Origin of the sequence: Bartonella bacilliformis Ver097 (assembly GCF_000709795.1) — a bacterium.
In the GTDB taxonomy this organism is placed as follows: domain Bacteria; phylum Pseudomonadota; class Alphaproteobacteria; order Rhizobiales; family Rhizobiaceae; genus Bartonella; species Bartonella bacilliformis_A.
Window position 1 is genome coordinate 342,902 of record NZ_KL503802.1, and the last position, 18,646, is coordinate 361,547.

The 18,646-nt window shown below is 40.0% G+C and carries 19 protein-coding genes; 12 read left to right on the forward strand and 7 right to left on the reverse strand.

Translation table 11 applies throughout. From position 1 onward, the window contains the following. Nucleotides 1-43 precede the first annotated feature (43 nt). Both purH and H710_RS06015 read left to right on the forward strand, forming a co-directional pair. Nucleotides 44-1,660, forward strand: a complete 1,617-nt coding sequence (gene purH / locus H710_RS01385; RefSeq protein WP_041849074.1) for a bifunctional phosphoribosylaminoimidazolecarboxamide formyltransferase/IMP cyclohydrolase — start codon at nt 44-46, stop codon at nt 1,658-1,660. Nucleotides 1,661-1,824: 164 nt separating this feature from the next. Further along, nucleotides 1,825-1,977, forward strand: a complete 153-nt coding sequence (locus H710_RS06015) for a DUF1127 domain-containing protein (RefSeq protein ID WP_080772745.1) — start codon at nt 1,825-1,827, stop codon at nt 1,975-1,977. Between the two features lie 328 nt (nt 1,978-2,305). Here the strand turns inward: H710_RS06015 and H710_RS01390 are convergent, their stop codons facing one another. Then, the gene (locus H710_RS01390) at nt 2,306-3,112 is read right to left on the reverse strand and encodes an SURF1 family protein (RefSeq protein WP_041849075.1); all 807 of its coding nucleotides are present in this window, start codon (nt 3,110-3,112) and stop codon (nt 2,306-2,308) included. A gap of 275 nt (nt 3,113-3,387) precedes the next feature. Between H710_RS01390 and rpmB the strand changes: the two genes are divergently transcribed. Continuing rightward, entirely contained in the window at nt 3,388-3,684 is a 297-nt protein-coding gene (gene rpmB / locus H710_RS01395; protein ID WP_041849076.1) for a 50S ribosomal protein L28, read from the forward strand. A gap of 124 nt (nt 3,685-3,808) precedes the next feature. Further along, on the forward strand, nt 3,809-4,456 hold the full coding sequence (locus tag H710_RS01400; RefSeq protein ID WP_041849077.1) for a VUT family protein: 648 nt from the start codon (nt 3,809-3,811) through the stop codon (nt 4,454-4,456). A 214-nt stretch (nt 4,457-4,670) separates the two neighbouring features. Here H710_RS01400 and cobT read toward each other — a convergent pair whose 3' ends face one another. The 3 genes from cobT to H710_RS01415 all read right to left on the reverse strand — a co-directional run bounded on the left by cobT (nt 4,671) and on the right by H710_RS01415 (nt 8,458). Further along, nucleotides 4,671-6,566 (reverse strand): cobaltochelatase subunit CobT, encoded by a 1,896-nt coding sequence (cobT, locus tag H710_RS01405; RefSeq protein ID WP_041849078.1) that lies wholly within the window; start codon nt 6,564-6,566, stop codon nt 4,671-4,673. 14 nt (nt 6,567-6,580) lie between these two features. After that, nucleotides 6,581-7,567 (reverse strand): cobaltochelatase subunit CobS, encoded by a 987-nt coding sequence (cobS, locus tag H710_RS01410; RefSeq protein WP_041849192.1) that lies wholly within the window; start codon nt 7,565-7,567, stop codon nt 6,581-6,583. Nucleotides 7,568-7,837: 270 nt separating this feature from the next. Continuing rightward, a complete protein-coding gene (locus tag H710_RS01415; protein WP_041849079.1) occupies nt 7,838-8,458 on the reverse strand; it encodes a J domain-containing protein in 621 nt (206 codons plus the stop codon). 117 nt (nt 8,459-8,575) lie between these two features. On the opposite strand from H710_RS01415, the gene H710_RS01420 reads away from it, so the two are divergent. Continuing rightward, nucleotides 8,576-8,854: a BolA family protein gene (locus H710_RS01420; protein ID WP_041849080.1), complete on the forward strand. Its 279-nt coding sequence runs from the start codon at nt 8,576-8,578 to the stop codon at nt 8,852-8,854. A gap of 41 nt (nt 8,855-8,895) precedes the next feature. On the opposite strand, the gene H710_RS01425 is transcribed toward H710_RS01420, so the two are convergent. Together H710_RS01425 and H710_RS01430 are read right to left on the reverse strand one after the other, a co-directional pair. Beyond that, entirely contained in the window at nt 8,896-9,864 is a 969-nt protein-coding gene (locus tag H710_RS01425) for a tyrosine recombinase XerC (RefSeq protein ID WP_041849081.1), read from the reverse strand. 2 nt (nt 9,865-9,866) lie between these two features. Continuing rightward, nucleotides 9,867-10,676 carry a SapC family protein gene (locus H710_RS01430; RefSeq protein WP_041849082.1) on the reverse strand — a complete coding sequence of 270 codons (810 nt, stop codon included), beginning with the start codon at nt 10,674-10,676 and terminating at the stop codon, nt 9,867-9,869. 131 nt (nt 10,677-10,807) lie between these two features. Between H710_RS01430 and rimM the strand changes: the two genes are divergently transcribed. From rimM to H710_RS01465, 7 genes are all read left to right on the forward strand, one after another. Next, nucleotides 10,808-11,356 carry a ribosome maturation factor RimM gene (rimM, locus tag H710_RS01435; protein ID WP_041849083.1) on the forward strand — a complete coding sequence of 183 codons (549 nt, stop codon included), beginning with the start codon at nt 10,808-10,810 and terminating at the stop codon, nt 11,354-11,356. Nucleotides 11,357-11,432: 76 nt separating this feature from the next. Continuing rightward, nucleotides 11,433-12,131 (forward strand): tRNA (guanosine(37)-N1)-methyltransferase TrmD, encoded by a 699-nt coding sequence (trmD, locus tag H710_RS01440; protein WP_041849084.1) that lies wholly within the window; start codon nt 11,433-11,435, stop codon nt 12,129-12,131. 205 nt (nt 12,132-12,336) lie between these two features. Then, nucleotides 12,337-12,777 (forward strand): 50S ribosomal protein L19, encoded by a 441-nt coding sequence (gene rplS, locus H710_RS01445; RefSeq protein WP_041849193.1) that lies wholly within the window; start codon nt 12,337-12,339, stop codon nt 12,775-12,777. 591 nt (nt 12,778-13,368) lie between these two features. Beyond that, nucleotides 13,369-13,770, forward strand: a complete 402-nt coding sequence (gene sdhC, locus H710_RS01450) for a succinate dehydrogenase, cytochrome b556 subunit (RefSeq protein ID WP_041849085.1) — start codon at nt 13,369-13,371, stop codon at nt 13,768-13,770. A 19-nt stretch (nt 13,771-13,789) separates the two neighbouring features. After that, the gene (gene sdhD, locus H710_RS01455) at nt 13,790-14,176 is read left to right on the forward strand and encodes a succinate dehydrogenase, hydrophobic membrane anchor protein (RefSeq protein ID WP_041849086.1); all 387 of its coding nucleotides are present in this window, start codon (nt 13,790-13,792) and stop codon (nt 14,174-14,176) included. Nucleotides 14,177-14,180: 4 nt separating this feature from the next. Further along, nucleotides 14,181-16,028 (forward strand): succinate dehydrogenase flavoprotein subunit, encoded by a 1,848-nt coding sequence (gene sdhA / locus H710_RS01460; RefSeq protein WP_041849087.1) that lies wholly within the window; start codon nt 14,181-14,183, stop codon nt 16,026-16,028. Nucleotides 16,029-16,043: 15 nt separating this feature from the next. Beyond that, complete coding sequence (locus tag H710_RS01465) at nt 16,044-16,823, forward strand: succinate dehydrogenase iron-sulfur subunit (RefSeq protein WP_041849088.1); 780 nt, start codon at nt 16,044-16,046, stop codon at nt 16,821-16,823. A gap of 468 nt (nt 16,824-17,291) precedes the next feature. On the opposite strand, the gene H710_RS01470 is transcribed toward H710_RS01465, so the two are convergent. After that, nucleotides 17,292-18,539, reverse strand: a complete 1,248-nt coding sequence (locus H710_RS01470) for a ubiquinone biosynthesis hydroxylase (RefSeq protein WP_041849089.1) — start codon at nt 18,537-18,539, stop codon at nt 17,292-17,294. Nucleotides 18,540-18,646: the final 107 nt, after the last annotated feature.

Here is an 18,646-nt window from a genome sequence, read left to right on the forward strand (position 1 = left end):
GCTTTGCCTGAATTTTAGCCATTATATTCTTAAGGTTTTTGTCATGGTTGTTGTTTCACAAAATTATCCTACACCTGATTTTCACCGGGTTCGTCGTGCTTTGCTTTCTGTTTCTGATAAAACAGGTTTGGTTGCATTTGCGCAAGAACTGCACACATATGGAATTGAATTGATTTCAACGGGAGGAACATCTGAAAGCTTGATAGCGGCTGGTTTGTCGGTGAAAGATGTTTCTGAAGTAACAGGTTTTCCGCAGATCATGGATGGACGAGTAAAAACATTACATCCTTTGATTCATGGTGGTTTGTTAGGAGTGAGAGACAACCCAAGCCATAAAGCTGCTATGGAAGAGCACGGTATTTGTGGCATTGATCTTGTTGTTGTTAATCTTTATCCCTTTGAAAAAACTTGGCAATCAGGTGCTGATTCGCAAACGATTATTGAGAATATTGATATTGGTGGGCCTGCCATGATTCGTGCAGCGGCCAAGAATCACGCTTATACTGGTGTTGTGACAGTTGCGTCTGATTATGATGTTATTTTGGCGGAATTAAAACAGCATGATGGGTGTTTGAGCTTTTCACTCCGTCGTCAGTTAGCAGCCCGTGCCTATGAACATACGGCTGCTTATGATGCAGCAATAGCCGCTTGGTTTGCGCAAGATTTAGAAGTTGAAATGCCGTCTTGGCAGAATTTTTCTGGTCATTTTGAAAGCATGATGCGCTATGGGGAAAATCCGCATCAACGGGCAGCATTTTATCGCACTCATGATACCCGTTTTGGGGTTGCGACTGCAAAAATTTTGCAGGGTAAAGAGCTTTCTTATAACAATATGAATGACGCAGATGCGGCTTTCGAGTTGGTAGCAGAATTTGATCCCCAAAGAACCGCTGCTGTTGCTCTTATTAAACATGCCAATCCTTGTGGGGTTGCGGAAGGGCAAAGTTTAAAAGAGGCTTATTTAAAAGCGCTTATGTGTGATAGTGTTTCAGCATTTGGAGGGATTGTTGCTTTAAATCAACCCCTTGATGAAGAATGTGCAGCAGAAATTGTTAAACTCTTTACAGAAGTGATTATTGCTCCTGATGCAACAGAAGCTGCATGCAACATTATTGCACAGAAAAAAAATCTTCGTTTATTAATCACAGGGGGGATGCCAGATCCTCGGTGTGGGGGGCTGATGGTCAAAACACTTGCTGGAGGAGTTTTGGTACAATCACGTGATAACGCTGTTATTGATGATTTTGATTTACAGGTAGTAACAAAGCGGGCACCAAGCCGAGATGAAATGCGTGATCTGCAATTTGCTTTTCGTGTTGTGAAGCATGTCAAATCAAATGCGATTGTTTATGCCAAAAACAGTGCAACAGTTGGTATTGGTGCTGGTCAAATGAGCCGCCTTGATTCAGCAAGAATTGCAGTTTACAAGGCTGAAGACAATGCAAAAAGAATGGGTCTCGCAGAATCTCTCACGAGAGGGTCAGTTGTTGCGTCGGATGCATTTTTTCCCTTTGCAGATGGTTTGATATCCGCTGCTGAAGCCGGTGTAACTGCTGTGATCCAACCTGGTGGGTCTATACGTGATCAAGAAGTGATTGAAGCCGCTGATGCACGTGGCTTAGCAATGGTTTTCACAGGCGTGCGGCATTTTCGTCACTAGTTTGGCGATTGTCTTTATTGTTGTCAAAAATCCATAATGAGAAAAAATATTCATATTTTTCTTTGTGATCAGTGCAAATCAGTTATGCAATTATAGCATACCTCATTTTTTCATTTTGTTCTATTTTAATATCAATGGTTTAACGTAGAATTTGAGTGAAAAAAATGAACATCTTGCGTTCTTTTAAAAGTTGGTGTCGGTACCGTCGGACAGTGAAAGCGTTGGATAGTTTGTCAACATATGACCTTAATGATGTTGGCATTAATCGTGGCGATATTCGTTCAATTGCTAAACGTTTTTCACGTGAATCTTTCTAAGATACACCGATAAATAAGATAATAGACTTTGGATAACGCGCTGAATTCCTCGTAAGGCAGCGTATATGGTTTTTTATCTGCAAAGTATAATTCTTGTTGCTCCTTCCCGTTGATGTGATGGATATAACGGAAGATGCTCAAGAGATAAGAACCATTTTGATATCAATTTTTTTGACGTGCTCTCTTTGATAAAGAGAGAACAAGTCTGCAGTCTGCACTATTTTATTACATTTTGAAAAAATTATAAAGTCAGCAATATTTTGGGATTTAAGCAAGGATTTTGGGATGTGGTGGGGAAAAGACAGGGAACTTCGTTTAGCAAAATGAGCTATTTGTGAGGGATGCTGTTAGCTTTTTTGTAGCATAGCAAGAAAAAAGGAATGCCCAAGGTGCCAATGGCGAGGGTAAACCATGTGATCGCATAGATGAGATGGTTATTATAAAAATGGATTACAGTTAGCCCAACAATGGGAAGATTCCCTTGAGAAGCTATTTTCTGTGTTGCATCAATAAAATAAGGGGCAACATGAGAAAGATCAAGCTTTTGTGCCATAGCGGGGAGTTGGCGCGTATACCAGAGATTTCGGTCAGGGTTGTTTTTGCGAGGAAAAAAACCACCTTTTTCGCTCATACGTAAAAAACCTATGACTGTCGTTTGTTCGTTGCTGAGCGCGAGGGAATCCGGGGTAAAGTCATTATTTTGCGGCAGTTTTTGATGATCAAATTGCTGACGTGCATTCATGGGAATAAAGCCACGGTTAACAAAAGTCAGTGTGTTGTCAGCTGTTTGTAAAGGGGTTAAAACCCAGTAGCCGGTGGTATTTTGGCTTACAGCGGTGACCAGAATGTTTTTATCTGTCAAAAATTTTCCAGTTAATATAACCGGTCGATATTCATCCTTATTAAAAGTCACATTTGCCCATTGGTCTTGGCGAGGAGCTGCAACAGGGGGCAGATGGGTGCGCTGATTGACGTGCGCTATAAGATTTGTTTTCCAATTAAGTCGTTGTACTTGCCAAATGCCTAAAGCACTAAAGACAAGAAAAAAGAATACGCAAAAAATTCCTCCAAATATAAAGGACAAACTTACTTTTTTATACGGGATTTTCGGTATGGAGTGATTTCTATTGATCATGATCAAAATCCTTTTAACATGAAGAATTCTTAAAGAAGTATTGTGTATATTTTTTTAAAAAAAGATAGTCGAATGGACTAAACAAGCTGTGAAGAAATCTTGATTTTATAAAAGGCTTGACCTTCTATTACTAACAACTTATAAAAATGCAACTTTCCGACGCTGATTATTTAAGGCAATAGAGTGCTATTCGGAGCAGTGTATGTGTGCGATGTGTCCATTTTATTTTGCTATGTTGGGAATTTAAGGGTTTCTTGAAGTTAAGGGTGAAGTTTATGTCTCGTGTCTGCGAATTGACAGGAAAAACGGTTCAATATGGTAATAATGTAAGCCATGCAAACAATAAAACACGTCGTCGTTTTCTACCAAATCTTTGCAATGTGACGTTGATTTCAGAAGTTATGCAGCAAAGTTATCGTTTGCGTATTTCAGCAAATGCTGTGCGTTCTGTTGAACATCGCGGTGGTCTTGATAATTTTTTGACAAAAGCTGATGATAAGGAATTGTCACAACGTGCACGTTTATTGAAGCATCAAATTGTGAAGAAAAAAGCTGAACAAGCAGCGGCTTAAAGCCCGCGATTAGATTCTAATTCTGAACATTTTCTCATTTAAGTGGTTTGTTCACCTGAGAGACGTGCGTCTTCTCCTTGGTCGTTAGCAACGGCAATTGTGTTTGATACTTCAGGTTAAAAAAATGTCTTCATCAAAGAGATTTTTAGCAAAACAGTATAAGGGCAGGCATATTATTGTTGCTAGTTTTGCTATGTGTTTCACGGTAACGATTTCTAATTTTTTGGTTCAATATCCGGTTCGTTTTGATATGCATGAGCTCTTGACCTACGGGGCTTTTACCTATCCGCTTGCTTTTTTGATCAATGATTTGACAAATCGTTTTTCTGGTCCAACTGTTGCGCGGCGTGTAGTTTATGCTGGTTTTATCGTTAGTTTTGTTGTCTCTTGGGTTGTGGTGACACCACGGCTGGCTATTGCTTCGAGTGCAGCATTTTTATTTGGGCAATTGCTTGATATTATTGTGTTCGCCCCTTTACGGCGTCAAACATGGTGGAAAGCACCGTTAGCAGCAGCGATAACAGGCTCAGCTTTAGATACGGTTTTATTCTTCGCGATTGCTTTTGCAGGCTCTTTTAGCTTTATTGATCAGATGACAGGTTATGTTAGTAGTTCTATCATTGATCATACAGTGTTTTTTGGGTTTGACGTTCCTGTTTGGTTATCTCTTGCTTTTGGTGATTTTTCAATCAAAATCCTGATGAGTTTATTGATGCTTTTCCCTTATGGTGTGATAATAAATGTTTTAACACTTTCTCATTTACTAAAATGAGGTGGAGAGGATAAACTTCTTTGGTCTTCAGCCAATTTTCTCCTTATTTTTCATTGTTATGAGGAATCAAATCTCATATCATGCATGTATAGGCGTTTGAGATATGTGCAAATATTTTGATGGGCTTTTTTAGAGTTTAAAAAGCGTAATATAGGCCGATCATTTATTTTTATGTTTTTCTTTTTTAAAGTTTCTGTCAGCAATTTGGCTTTTGCTAGTCAAAGAGTGTTGCTAATTGTTGAATGATAGCATTGGCGAGTTCTTCAGCATTTGGAATGGTGATTGCGCGTTTATAATGACGCGTTACATCATGACCAATCCCTATAGCCATTAATTCTATAGGAGAATATGTTTGAATTTCTTGAATAACGGCACATAAATGCTTTTCAAGGTAATTGCCAGGATTAACAGACAAGGTTGAATCATCAACAGGAGCTCCATCAGAAATGATCATCAGGATACGGCGATGTTCATGCCGTGAGAGAAGGCGTTGGTGCGCCCAAATAAGAGCTTCACCATCGATATTTTCTTTTAATAAACCTTCTTGCATCACTAAACCTAAATTGCGTCGTGCACGGCGCCAGGGTGTATCAGCACTTTTGTAGATGATATGGCATAAATCATTCAAACGTCCTGGATGAGGGGGTTTATTTTGCTTTTCCCATTCTTCGCGCGATTGTCCACCTTTCCAAGCTTTAGTGGTAAAGCCCAAAATTTCGACTTTAACACCACAACGTTCAAGAGTTTGCGCCAAAATATCAGTACAACTTGCTGCAACCGTGATGGGATGTCCTCTCATGGATCCGGAATTATCAATCAGTAAGGAAACAACGGTATCACGAAATTGTGTTTCATATTCCTTTTTAAAAGAAAGAGGATACACCGGGTCAATAATAAGGCGTGGCAGTTTTGCTGTATCAAGATATCCTTCTTCAAGATCAAAATGCCAAGCACGGTTTTGTTGTGCCATGAGGCGTCGTTGAAGGCGGTTTGCTAAACGTCCAACAATATTTTGAAAATGATTAAGTTGTTGATCAAGAAGATAACGCAAATGGTTTAATTCGCTCTTAGAACAAAAATCTGTTGCTTCCAAAACTTCATCAAATTTCTGCGTAAAAATTTTATAATCAGCAAGTTTCTGCATAGACTCAGATGTGTGGAGAGTCTGTTTGAATTCACTCGGTTTTTTTTGCCAAACACTGGTATGCTCTTGTTCAATACTTTCATCTGTGCTTGATTGAGTAGCGTGGGCTTTTCCTTCATCTTGTACATCATTTGTTTGTTCAGTTGTTTTTTGTTCCTCACTTTGCGTGTATTTTGTCTTCTCGTTATATTCTTCGTTTGTTTGTACGTGTGTATTTCCCTCCTTTGTTTGTTTTTTCACATTGGTATCATCAGACACATCATCTAGTGCTGAGGATATTTTTAAAGAAAACAGTATGTGACGGACAACACGTGCAAAAGCCTTTTGGTTATAAAGATGATGCGTGAGTTCGTGGAGTTCAGCTGCAGCTTGTTGTTCGATAGTGTGGCGCCATAAGTCCAGGATCGGGCCAGCTTCTTTTGGGGGAGAACGCTTTGTTATTTTTTCGCGTAATAAAAGAGCAATAGCTTCTTCTATAGGCGCTTCGTCTTGTGTACTAATTCTTTGATAATGGGCTCTTTGATATTTATCAGCGAGCATGATTTCAAGATTTTGTGCTATCCCTTCCATAGTCAAAGTGCCAATGGCTTCGATACGTGTTTGCTCAAGAGCGTCAAAAATAGCGCGTGCTTTGAGTTCTTGTGGGGTGAACTGGGTGTGAATATGGGGGTCATGCCACGCTTTGCGTAAGCCCATGGAATCACTTAATCCACGGGTTACCGCAACATCTTTGTGGGTTGCTTTGGCTGGGATCTCTGGTAAACGCACATGTGTATGACTCATCGATGGCTTATAATGACCAAAAATAGTCTGAAGAGTGGATGTGCCAGCAATGGCACGCATGCAAGTAGACATAGCTCTTTTAAAAGCTTCAGCATCAAGTTTAAAAGCTTCGCTATTAAGGGAGCTGTTGGGTAAGTGATGTTTCAGATTTTGGCTATTATTATCGCTGGCTTTTGAGGCCATGATCAAGGATTTCCTTAAGGCAAGACAGTGTGAATCAGTGATTCGGGAAGCTCTTCTCCAAAAGCACGCTGATAAAATTCCGCGACAGTTGCTCGTTCCAATTCATCGCATTTATTCAAAAAGGTTAAGCGGAAAGCAAAACCAACATTTTGAAAAATTTCAGTATTTTCTGCCCAAGTGATGACAGTACGCGGGCTCATCACTGTTGAAAGATCCCCATTTATGAAAGCTTGGCGCACCATATGGGCAACATGCACCATTTTTGAAATTGTTTTCTTTCCTTCAGCTGTTTGAAAAGATTTAACTTTTGCAGAAATAATGTCTACCTCATGATCATGGGAGAGATAATTTAAGAGTGTCACAATAGACCAGCGATCCATTTGTGCTTGATTAATTTGCTGTGTACCATGATATAATCCTGTTGTGTCTCCAAGGCCAATGGTATTGGCTGTAGAAAAAAGACGAAATGCCGGATGCGGAGTTATAACACGGCTTTGATCAAGTAAGCTCAGTCGCCCAGAGGTTTCCAACACCCGTTGGATCACAAACATAACATCGGGTCTTCCTGCATCATATTCATCAAAGACAAGAGCGACATTATTTTGGTAAGCCCAGGGCAAAATGCCCTCTTGAAATTCAGTAATTTGCAGACCATCCTTGATAACGATAGCATCTTTTCCGACTAAGTCGATGCGGCTAACATGGCTATCGAGATTAATGCGAATACAAGGCCAACAAAGACGTGCGGCTACTTGTTCAATATGCGTTGATTTGCCTGTACCGTGATAGCCAGAAACCATAACGCGGCGGTTAAAAGCAAAACCTGCCAAAATCGCCAAAGTTGTTTGCGGATCAAAAAGATAATCGGGATCGACATCAGGAACATGTGGGCTTTTTTGACTAAAAGCAGGCACTTGCATATCCGTATCAATCTTAAAGATATCACGAACGCAGAGCGTGATATCAGGCATGTTTTTGTTGGCAAGATTCGTTTGTGTCATTGTTTTTGAAAGGCTCATTATTTTCGCTTTAAAAAGCATACAAAACATAGAGTATTTATGCAATGCTCACTAATAAAATGAGGCTTCAATGCACAAGGAGCCCTTAATATACATAGTAGTAAGGACAAAGGGTAAGAGGGATAATGGGTAAGAACAAAAGGGGAAGAGGCTTTGTATTTTATAGTGTTGGTAGAAATTAATTATTGCTCAACGTGAAAGCAGGACTATTTGCACAAAAATTGTTTTTTAATTTGTTGATTAACTTATTTTTTAACATAAACCAGATTTTTTCAGCAAATTATAGGCGTTCAGAACATCACTAAAACGTTCCTCTGAAGAGCGGTTGCCACCATTAGTATCAGGGTGGTGCTTTTTGACCAGCTCTTTATATTTTATTTTGATATCTTGAGCTGAAGCATTTGCTTGTAAACCTAAAGTTTCAAAAGCTTTAGTTTCTAAGGGTTTTAATTTTCGTGTATTTGTTTTGGCTGCATGGCGTTGATTAAAAAGACTAAAGGGATCACGTATACGATTTTGATAAGCAGCTGTTCCAGAGCGAATCGTTGCATAGTGAGTAGCAGCTTTTTTTGACGTGCTATTGTTCAATCCGCTAGACCATGTTGGGCGATGTCCTGTAAGGGCATCTTTTTGAAATTTTGCGATATCTTTATCACTAAGGCCTGAAAAATAATTAAAATTCTTATTGTAAGCACGTACATGATCGATGCAGAAGAACAAATATTGCCCTTCGCGATTGCGGCCTGCCGGTGCTTTGTGTGCACCTGTTTTTTCACAACTTTCCCATTGACACTGTTGTGTTTCTAATTCAGCCTGTTTTTTTTTATTGGAGCTGATACGAATTGAATCAAATAATTTAGATGTAATTGTCATATTTTTGGTTTATGCAAAATCAACTTGTTTGACAAGAATTGACTTTTAAAAAATTTGTTTTCACATGTATTTTATCTGAAAAAAAATAGCGATAATCTCTATTTTGTGTAGGAAAAGATGTCCACTGAAGTTCAAAAAAGAATCGAAATAAAATTATGTGAGGCTTTTTGTCCACAAAAGCTTGAAGTGATCAATGAAAGCCATCTTCATGCCGGACATCATCATGGAGACCATGCTTTTGATGGCCAAGGTGAAACACATTTTCGTGTGAAAATTCTGTCTTCTTTTTTTTCTGATATGACTCGGGTAGAAATACATCGGGCGATTTATAAAGTTCTACAAAAAGAATTAACGGAAAATATTCATGCTTTGGCGTTAGAGGTTGAAGGTATGTAATCCTCCGTTTGTGCAAAGCTTTTGTTAAGCTAAAATTTTTATTAGGCACGAGGATGCGCTTTTTGATAAATGTCTAATAAGCGGTCTGTGTCAATTGCTGTATAGACTTGCGTTGTTGATAAAGAAGCGTGGCCGAGCAATTCTTGAATAATACGCAAATTTCCTCCACGCGACAAAAGATGAGTTGCAAAAGAATGGCGCAATGCGTGTGGTGTTGCAGTTTTTGGTAATCCAAGGCGAGTACGTAAATTTTGTACGGCGCGTTGAATGATGGCGGGTTGCAAGGGACCGCCTTTAGTACCGCGAAACATAGGTTGATTGTCTCCTAAAGGGTAAGGGCAGCATTTGAGATAAGTCTCGACACTTTCATAAACAGCTTTGATAACAGGGACAAGGCGTGTTTTCCCACCTTTTCCAACGATGGAGAGGCTTGTTACGTTTGGATCAGAAAATTGTTTTGGAGTGAGTGCTAGGGCTTCCGATATGCGCATGCCACAGCCATAAAGTAGTGTTAAGACAGCAGCATTACGTGCCGTGATCCATGGTTCATCTTCTTGTTGATTGCCTTGTTTAACGATATTGAGTGCAGCTTTTATCGTTAAAGTTTTGGGCAGTGATTTTGCATATTTGGGTGTTCGGACAAGTTTAGCAGCAGGGACATCAACAAGATTTTCTCGGGATAAATAATTGAAAAAAGAGCGTATACTTGCCATATTTCGGCTTAAAGAGCGAGAGCTTACCATTTGTTTGCGACGATGGGCCATGTAAGAACGTAAATCAGCTACCTGTAAATTGGCAAGGTCATGATATGTTGGCTTTTGCCCTAAATGTTGACACAGAAAAGATAAAAATTGCCGTGTATCACGCTCATAGGCTGCTACTGTTCGTGTTGCCATGCGGTGTATGTGAACAAGGCTCTCGAGCCAGCTTTGCCTTGCTGCTAAAACAGCGTCATCTGCTGGGACGAGAGAAATATTTTGGCCCTTTTTGCTGTCATTTTTAGGAGTCATTTTTAGTTTAGAATTTTTTTTCTCTGTTCAAATTTTGTATCATAAACATTATTCTGTTGCACGGGATGAGAGGTTTGATTTTCAATCTTTCGCGACAGTATTTTAACAAGATTATTCATTGACATAAGGTGAGCAAAAATTAATCCTAAAAAGCCATTTTTATGCAATTTAGCGAGTTGATGAGCAGATAATTTATTAAGTTTTTCTTCATCAACAATCCAAAAATCTTCTAATTGTGCAGATATCCCTTTGTCGTTTTTAATGTGGATTGTTTTTTGACTAAAAAGATTCATCTCAACGAGAGCGTCAGTAAATTCAGCCGTTTTTTCCATGGCTATTTTAAAACTTTCAAGAAAATGAATACGTTCTTCCATAAAGGGTGAAAGAGATCCATCTGAATTGAAAAGATTGGTTCCTTCAACTTCGTTAAATGTTTCCGGCTGTTGGTCAAAACAAACAGAAAGTTCTTTTTCATTGTGGATTTGTGCAAGAATAAAAGGATAGCGACGAACAAAGGCGGGGATATACATGTTGTGTTGCCAAGTTTTATCGGCTGTAATGAAGTCATTTTCTTCATTTGAAAGGCCTACAAGAGCAATGGATGTGTAGTGCCGTTTTTGTTGTTCATCTTGTGCACTCATAAACAGGATAGGATAGTCTAATGCTGCTTGAAAATATTCACTGCTTGCTAAAGGAAGCCAATGAGTATTCTTTGCGAAAGACATATTGTTTAAACTATTGAATTTAAGGTTTTTATGAGTCACCTTATTGAGAGGAATAATATTTTTATAAAAAAGCATAACGTTAGCCATAAGACTTCTCCTTCTTATTGCTTTATTACCATAGAAAGAGGATTTTTCATAAGGTTATTGAATAACAATAAATCTCATAAAAGGTAACAATTGTATAATAGTTTTTCATTTTTTAATAGATAATATTGCACATGGAACATAACAAAAAAGAACTTAATAAAGCAGTTTTGCTTGCTGTTATTAGAGCTGCACATGGCATAAAAGGAGATGTTATTGTTAACTTATTGGGTACTGAGCCGCAGCGTTTGAGGACTTATGGGGTTCTTTATGATGATAAAGGGCAACTTTATGAAATTGTATCCATGCGTGTTCACAAAAATAACGTGATTGTGCGTTTTAAAGGGGTCAATGATCGTAGTGCTGCGGAGGCTTTAAAGGGAGTTCAGCTTTATATTGAGCGGGACCAATTCGCCGATGATTTAGACACGGATGAATTTTACCAAATAGATTTAATCGGGCTTCGTGTGTATGACAATACTAATCAGCTTCTTGGGAAAGTGAGTGGTTTTTTTAATTTTGGAGCAGGCGATCTTCTTGAAGTGCGTCTGATTTCTCACAAAACAGAATTTATCCCGTTTAGTAAGACAGCTGTGCCGAAAATTTGCGTTGCTTCTGGTTTTCTTGTGGTGGATCCAGTGGCCGCTGGTTTGTTCAGTGATCTTCATTCATTCAATGATTGAGCATCACATGATCTAGAAAAAGGATAAAAGAGGACATGCTTTGAGCAAATTATCAAAGAAGAAGCAGGTATTGGGAATGACATTTCAAGCACATATTGTAACACTTTATCCTGAAATGTTTCCAGGATTGCTCGGGCATTCTTTAGCAGGGCGCGCTTTAGAACGGGGAGTATGGTCTCTGAATACGGTGCAGATTAGGGATTTTGCTTTGGATAAACACCATAGCGTTGATGACACACCCGCTGGTGGGGGAGCGGGTATGGTGATGCGGGCAGATATTTTAACCGCTGCGATTGATCATTGCCCCTCCGATTTACCAAGAATTTTATTAAGTCCGCGCGGGCGTCCTTTTAACCAAGCTTATGCGCGCTCTTTGGCTTCTGATAGGGGTGTGGTTTTGGTATGTGGTCGTTTTGAAGGCGTGGATGAACGGGTGATACAAGCGCGAAAATTGGAGGAAATTTCCATCGGTGATTATATTCTTTCAGGTGGAGAAACGGCGGCTTTGGTTCTTTTAGATGCTCTTGTGCGGCTTTTACCCGGTGTGATGGGGAATCAAGCTTCTGGAGAGTATGAAAGTTTTGAGAATGGATTGCTCGAACATCCTCACTATACACGTCCTCCTGTTTTTGAAGGGTTTGAGATTCCGCTTGTGCTAACATCAGGTCATCACAAAGCAATTGCAGACTGGCGTCAAGAGCAGGCTGAAATGTTAACACAGAAACGTCGGCCAGATCTTTACGCTATTTATAACAAAAATCGCCGGAAAACTTGATTCATTTTAAAAGATAGTGTACCGTGTAATTCATTTTAAGAAATGCTTTATGATAAAAGGCTTTCTGTGTATCCAAAAATCAAGAGATAGTGTATTCGCTCCTGTGAAAGCATAGCCTACCGAATGTCTTTGTTGTGTAAGAAGAATTTTTTCGGCGAGAGTTGAGCGCTCTGACTGTTCGAGAAGAACATGAAGGATGAAAGAAATGAATATTATCGCGCAGCTTGAAGCTGAACAATGTGCAAAAATTGCAGAAAAACGCCAACTGCCAGCTTTTCAAGTCGGAGATACCGTTCGTGTTATGGTGCGTGTGACAGAAGGAACGCGTACACGCGTGCAGGCCTATGAAGGGGTGTGCATTGCACGTTCAGGATATGGCTTCAATGAAAATTTTACTGTCCGTAAAATTTCTTATGGTGAAGGTGTGGAACGTGTATTTCCATTTTATTCCCCTTTGATTGAGGGCGTTGAGCTTGTTCGCCGAGGGAAAGTGCGTCGTGCAAAGCTTTACTATCTTCGTGCTTTAAGAGGGAAGGCTGCGCGTATTGCTGAAAAGAGAGACTACCGTAAGAAAAATGCACAGATAGTTGAGAAAGAGGTTGCTCCAGATATTGAAGCAAATGTTGAAACAACAACAGCCGAATAATTTACAAAAGTTAAATTAGTTTTTTCTAAAAATTGACATCAAGGGCAGTGTTGGCTGCCTTTTTGCTTTGAGAGACAGGGATATTCAAAAAAGGCTTTTAGAAGATAAAGAAAATCCTTATTTCGTACTCTGTGGTGAGTAGTGATCTCATGGTCACGGGGGCAGTTTATCGTTTCATCGAATCGGCATTTTGTAAAGCGATTCAGGATAGCAAGGATGTTATGTTATTTTCGTTGCGAGAGTGGTTATAACTGGAGCTACTGTAATTGTGAGGTATTTTTTGATATTTAAAATGTTCTTCACTGTGTTTTAAAAAGTATTTCTGAAAAAATATATATTTATGTTCAAGAAATAATGTTCATCCTTTGACGTGGAGATAAAATTGTACTAAACAGATTTTGCAGTTTATAGCTGTCTGATAATCGGTTTTTTGTGCGTGACCTTTAATCCCGTCATTTAAGTAGCCGACCTGTAATGTGAGCCTTTTATAGGTATCAAATAAGTGGAAATGGCAATGCACTTGGTTGTGTTGTACGAGTTTTTTCGCTTATGATTGAAGAATGTATTGAAAGCCAGGTCAGGATATATTGTATGACAGAGATAATCACGATGAAGGATCGTCCTCGTTCTCCCCATGTAACTATTTATCGTTGGTCTATCACAATGGCGATGTCAATAGCACATCGTATAACCGGCATAGCGATTTATTTTGGAATTTCTCTCCTTGCGATTTGGCTTATGGCCATTGCTTGTGGAGAGGATGCATTTAAAACAGTTAATGAAATTTATGGGTCTTTTTTTGGGCTTTGTGTCTTATTTCTTTGTACATTTGCTGGGGTTCATCACATGGTGGGCGATATTCGTCACCTTATTGGAGAGTTGAAGCCTTGTCTTCTCGATAAAAAACAGGCCAACTTTATTGCTTGGGCGAATATTTTTATTTCCTTTAGTGCCACTGTTGTTATTTGGGTTATTGGATATAGTGTTGCTTAGCAGGGGTTTAAAGAGAAGTATGAAAAAAAAAATTCGAACAGAACTTGGAAAAGTGCGTGGTTTAGGGAGTGCGCATAAGGGAACAGAGCATTTCTGGGTGCAAAATTTAACAAGTTGGCTCAATATACCGCTTTTAATATTTTTTATTATTTTGATGATTTTATTGGCTGGAGAAGATTATAGCACAATTCATGCTCGGCTTTCACATCCCGTTATTTTGGTTTTTATGGTGTTAATGGTTTTTTCAAATCTTTATCACATGAAACTTGAAATGCAGGTTGTCATTGAGGACTATATTCCGCATAAAATTATCCGGATGTTCTTTCTGATTTTGAATATCTCATATTGTTGTCTTATGGGCAGTTTAATTATTTTTGCCCTGTTAAAAATTGCATTAGGGGTTTAAGAGCATGACAAGCAAGAAGGCATCATCTCAGGGTACCAAAGCGAAAAATGCCCCTTATCGCTATGTAGATCATGAATTTGACGTTGTTGTTGTCGGTGCAGGTGGTGCTGGTCTGCGTGCAACTTTGGGTATGGCTGAGCAAGGTTTAAAGACGGCGTGTATTACAAAAGTTTTTCCCACCCGGTCGCATACGGTTGCAGCACAAGGCGGTATTGCAGCGTCGCTTGGGAATATGGGGCCTGACAATTGGCAGTGGCATTTATATGATACGGTAAAAGGGTCTGATTGGCTTGGTGATACGGACGCCATGGAATATTTGGTACGCAATGCACCTGCTGCTGTTTATGAGCTGGAACATTATGGGGTTCCTTTTTCACGCACGCAAGAAGGAAAAATTTACCAACGTCCTTTTGGGGGGCATACGACGGAATTTGGGGAAGGGCCACCGGTTCAGCGCACATGTGCTGCAGCTGATCGTACTGGACATGCTATTTTGCACACGCTTTATGGGCAAAGCTTAAAACATAATGCGCAGTTTTTTATTGAATATTTTGCGCTTGATCTCATCATGACCGATGGTGTGTGTACAGGTGTTGTTGCCTGGAATTTGGATGATGGTACAATCCACCGTTTTTCTGCCAAGATGGTTGTTCTTGCTACTGGTGGGTATGGGCGTGCTTATTTTTCAGCAACATCAGCTCATACATGTACGGGCGATGGTGGTGGAATGGTTGCGCGTGCTGGGTTGCCGCTACAAGACATGGAATTTGTACAATTTCACCCAACAGGGATTTATGGTTCTGGCTGCTTAATTACAGAAGGAGCACGCGGTGAAGGAGGGTATTTGATAAACTCTGAAGGTGAGCGCTTTATGGAGCGTTATGCACCTTCCTTTAAAGACCTTGCTTCACGCGATCTGGTTTCGCGTTGTATAACGCTTGAAATTCGTGAAGGACGCGGTGTTGGAGCTAAGAAAGATCACATCCATTTGGTGCTTCACCATATTGATCCTGCTATCTTACATGAACGTTTGCCAGGAATTTCTGAATCAGCGCGCATTTTTGCCGGTGTAGATGTGACAAAAGATCCAATTCCCATTCTACCGACGGTTCATTATAATATGGGTGGTATACCTACCAATTATCATGGGGAAGTTTTAAATCCGACATCTGATTCACCTGATCATATTCAACCAGGGTTGATGGCAGTTGGTGAAGCAGGATGTGCATCTGTTCATGGTGCTAACCGTTTGGGTTCAAATTCGTTGATTGATCTTGTTGTGTTTGGGCGCGCAGCGGCAATTCGTGCTGGTCAAGTGATTGATCGTGGTGCAAAGGTTCCTCCTATTAATGAGGAGGCTGTCGACAAAATTATGGCGCGTTTTGATAAATTGCGCTTTGCGAATGGGCATATCCCAACGGCTGAGTTGCGTGAAAAAATGCAACGCACAATGCAGGAAGATGCTGCCGTATTCCGTACGTCTGATTCTTTAAAACAAGGATGCCAGCGAATCAGTAAAATTTGGGAACAGCTTTTTGATCTTAAAGTCACCGATCGTTCAATGATATGGAATTCTGATTTGGTTGAAACATTAGAGCTTGAAAATTTGATGGCTAATGCTGTCACAACTGTTTATTCCGCAGAAGCACGTTTAGAAAGTCGTGGTGCGCATGCGCGTGAAGATTATCCAGAGCGTGATGATAAAGAATGGCGTCGTCATACATTAGCGCACTTGTCCAAAGATGGAGAGGTAACATTATCCTACCGGCCTGTTCATGTTGACCCGTTAACAGCTGAAGAGGATGGTGGGATTGATTTGAAGCGCATTGTGCCTAAAAAACGTGTTTATTAAAGGGGAGAATGAGTCATGGTTCAAATTAAACTTCCCAAAAATTCTCAAGTAAAAGCTGGCAAGGTTTGGTCAAAGCCTGAAGAGGCAAAACAGCTAACAGAATTTCAGATTTATCGGTGGTCACCGGATGATGATGAAAATCCCCGTCTTGATACCTATTATGTAGATCGTTCTGCTTGTGGTCCGATGGTTCTTGATGGTCTTTTATTTATTAAAAACCATATTGACCCGACGTTAACACTGCGTCGGTCATGCCGTGAAGGTATTTGTGGTTCATGTGCTATGAATATTGATGGAACCAATACGCTAGCCTGTACCAAGGGGATGGATGATGTTAAGCATCCGATAAAAGTTTATCCACTCCCTTCTATGCCTGTTGTGAAGGATTTGGTGCCTGATTTAAAGCATTTTTATGCACAGCATCGTGTGATTGAGCCTTGGTTGCAAACGGTTTCTCCTGAACCTGCTAAGGAGTGGTTACAAAGCCATGCCGATCGTCAAAAAATTGATGGTCTTTATGAATGTATCCTTTGTGCGTGCTGTCAAACTTCGTGTCCGAGTTATTGGTGGAATGGGGATCGTTATTTAGGGCCTGCTGTTTTGTTACAGGCTTATCGCTGGATTGCAGATTCACGCGACGAAATGCGTGGTGAGCGCCTGGATAATTTAGAAGATCCTTTCCGACTTTATCGCTGTCATACAATTATGAATTGTATGCAAACATGTCCGAAGGGCTTAAATCCAGCGAAAGCAATTACTGAGATTAAAAAGCTTATGCTTGAACGCCACCTGTAAAATTTTTTGTTACAACATAAAGTTTTTGTCACAATAAAAAACAAAAGGCTAAAATCTTGCTCAAACAAGAATGCTGCGATGGGTAAGTTTATGGCTTAAACAGCTCTCTGTAGGTTTTTTTCTGATTGGTTAAAAATCAGAGGGTTGAAATTTTGCTCAGGCCATTATTGAGCTTAAGAAGCTTCTATTTAAGCATATGCCTTTAAAGCTTTTCTGGCTATATGAAGCTAGAGAGGTCAAATCGTTTTTATGCATGGGCTTGTGTAATGTAGTGTACACATTTTCTTTTTTCTTTTGAGGTCTCATGTTGAGAGACGACACTCAGATTTGTTTTAAGTGGTTCTTTTAGGCCGTATCACACAAGCGTTTGACCCCTCTAATTACAGGCCTTGAATTAATCCTGATGGAGCAGACAGTGTCATGAAATAATAAGGGGAGGTATGAAATGAAGGGATCATTTATGCTGATTTAGAGCGGCAGTCCTTGTAAAAGGCGTGGCATATTGGGGGTAAGACCGGCGGCTTCCTGAATGACCTTTTGTTTTATTTTGGGCATCTGATTAACCAATCCAAGGCCGATATCACGGAATGTGCGCAAGACAAAAATATCATTAGAAAAAAGTTTATTGAGCCAATCATTACTGAAGGCCATCCGCACAATTTTAGAGCGTCGCCAGCTTTGATAGCGCTCAAGAGCGACAATTGATCCGATATCAAGACCCAATCGTGCTGTTTCAATAATGATTTGCGCTAAAGCAGCACTGTCGTGCAGCCCTAGATTTAGCCCTTGTCCAGCAAGAGGGTGGATCGTGTGGGCTGCATCACCGATGAGAGCAAAGCGAGGAGTGATGCAATGGCGTGCTAAGGAAAGAGCTAAGGGAAATCCTTGGCGTTCGCCATTCCAAGAGCTTTTTCCAAAGCAAGACCCAATGCGTTTTTCAAGTTCTATTGCAAAAAGAGGGACTTCCGCTTTAAGATAATATTGAGCAGTTTGATGATCTTCAGTCCATATAATGGTGGATCGATTGCCTTGAAGAGGTAAAAGAGCAAAAGGGCCAGCTGGAAAAAAATGTTGGATGGCTTGACCGTGATGAGGTTTTTCATGGTCAACTGTGCAGAGGATGGCTGTTTGTTGATAAAGGTGAGAAAAGCTTTTAAGCCCTGCTTTTTCACGCAGTTTTGAACGTGCTCCATCCGCTGCAATGAGTAATTGCGTTTGCCAAATATTTCCATTGCTTAAGGTCACAGCCATGTGTTGATCTTTAAGGCGAAAGTCAACAACATTAACATTTTCAATGAAAGGGATCTTCAGGTCTTTTGCGCGTTTTCTCAAAGAATTGATGAGCCTTTTATGCTCAATCACAGCAGCAAAGGCTTCGTTAGGGGCAATATCGCCCTCGAAAGTTAAAAAACTTTGTTTGATGGGATCATTTGGACGTGCATCAGTGATTATCATTGAATGGATGGGTTGAGCGTAGGGTTTGATCGATTGCCAGCATCTTAACTGTTCAAACATACGAATAGAGGAGGCCGTGATGGCTAGTGCCTGTATGTTTCTAGAGGATGTATTTTTTTGAGAGCGTGCATCAACAATGTTAATGCGCAATTCAGGTGCAGTCTGCTTGAGTGCGACTGCGAGAGTTAGACCAACGGCTGCACCACCTGCAATCAGGAGATCGCAATATTGTGTATTTTCATTAACATCAGAAGAGATCATACTCTTTTCCTCTTGTATGCAGCTTGTTAATTTTGAGATTTAAAGTAGGTATTCATATCATTTTTTCGCAGTCTGAAAAAGAAATTGTTATGAGGATGGTTGTGTTT

Coding starts and splice junctions, on each gene's coding strand:
- purH (WP_041849074.1), top strand. CDS start 44: ATGGTTGTTGTTTCACAAAATTATCCTACACCTGATTTTCACCGGGTT.
- H710_RS06015 (WP_080772745.1), top strand. CDS start 1,825: ATGAACATCTTGCGTTCTTTTAAAAGTTGGTGTCGGTACCGTCGGACA.
- H710_RS01390 (WP_041849075.1), bottom strand. CDS start 3,112: ATGATCAATAGAAATCACTCCATACCGAAAATCCCGTATAAAAAAGTA.
- rpmB (WP_041849076.1), top strand. CDS start 3,388: ATGTCTCGTGTCTGCGAATTGACAGGAAAAACGGTTCAATATGGTAAT.
- H710_RS01400 (WP_041849077.1), top strand. CDS start 3,809: ATGTCTTCATCAAAGAGATTTTTAGCAAAACAGTATAAGGGCAGGCAT.
- cobT (WP_041849078.1), bottom strand. CDS start 6,566: ATGGCCTCAAAAGCCAGCGATAATAATAGCCAAAATCTGAAACATCAC.
- cobS (WP_041849192.1), bottom strand. CDS start 7,567: ATGACACAAACGAATCTTGCCAACAAAAACATGCCTGATATCACGCTC.
- H710_RS01415 (WP_041849079.1), bottom strand. CDS start 8,458: ATGACAATTACATCTAAATTATTTGATTCAATTCGTATCAGCTCCAAT.
- H710_RS01420 (WP_041849080.1), top strand. CDS start 8,576: ATGTCCACTGAAGTTCAAAAAAGAATCGAAATAAAATTATGTGAGGCT.
- H710_RS01425 (WP_041849081.1), bottom strand. CDS start 9,864: ATGACTCCTAAAAATGACAGCAAAAAGGGCCAAAATATTTCTCTCGTC.
- H710_RS01430 (WP_041849082.1), bottom strand. CDS start 10,676: ATGGCTAACGTTATGCTTTTTTATAAAAATATTATTCCTCTCAATAAG.
- rimM (WP_041849083.1), top strand. CDS start 10,808: ATGGAACATAACAAAAAAGAACTTAATAAAGCAGTTTTGCTTGCTGTT.
- trmD (WP_041849084.1), top strand. CDS start 11,433: ATGACATTTCAAGCACATATTGTAACACTTTATCCTGAAATGTTTCCA.
- rplS (WP_041849193.1), top strand. CDS start 12,337: ATGAATATTATCGCGCAGCTTGAAGCTGAACAATGTGCAAAAATTGCA.
- sdhC (WP_041849085.1), top strand. CDS start 13,369: ATGACAGAGATAATCACGATGAAGGATCGTCCTCGTTCTCCCCATGTA.
- sdhD (WP_041849086.1), top strand. CDS start 13,790: ATGAAAAAAAAAATTCGAACAGAACTTGGAAAAGTGCGTGGTTTAGGG.
- sdhA (WP_041849087.1), top strand. CDS start 14,181: ATGACAAGCAAGAAGGCATCATCTCAGGGTACCAAAGCGAAAAATGCC.
- H710_RS01465 (WP_041849088.1), top strand. CDS start 16,044: ATGGTTCAAATTAAACTTCCCAAAAATTCTCAAGTAAAAGCTGGCAAG.
- H710_RS01470 (WP_041849089.1), bottom strand. CDS start 18,539: ATGATCTCTTCTGATGTTAATGAAAATACACAATATTGCGATCTCCTG.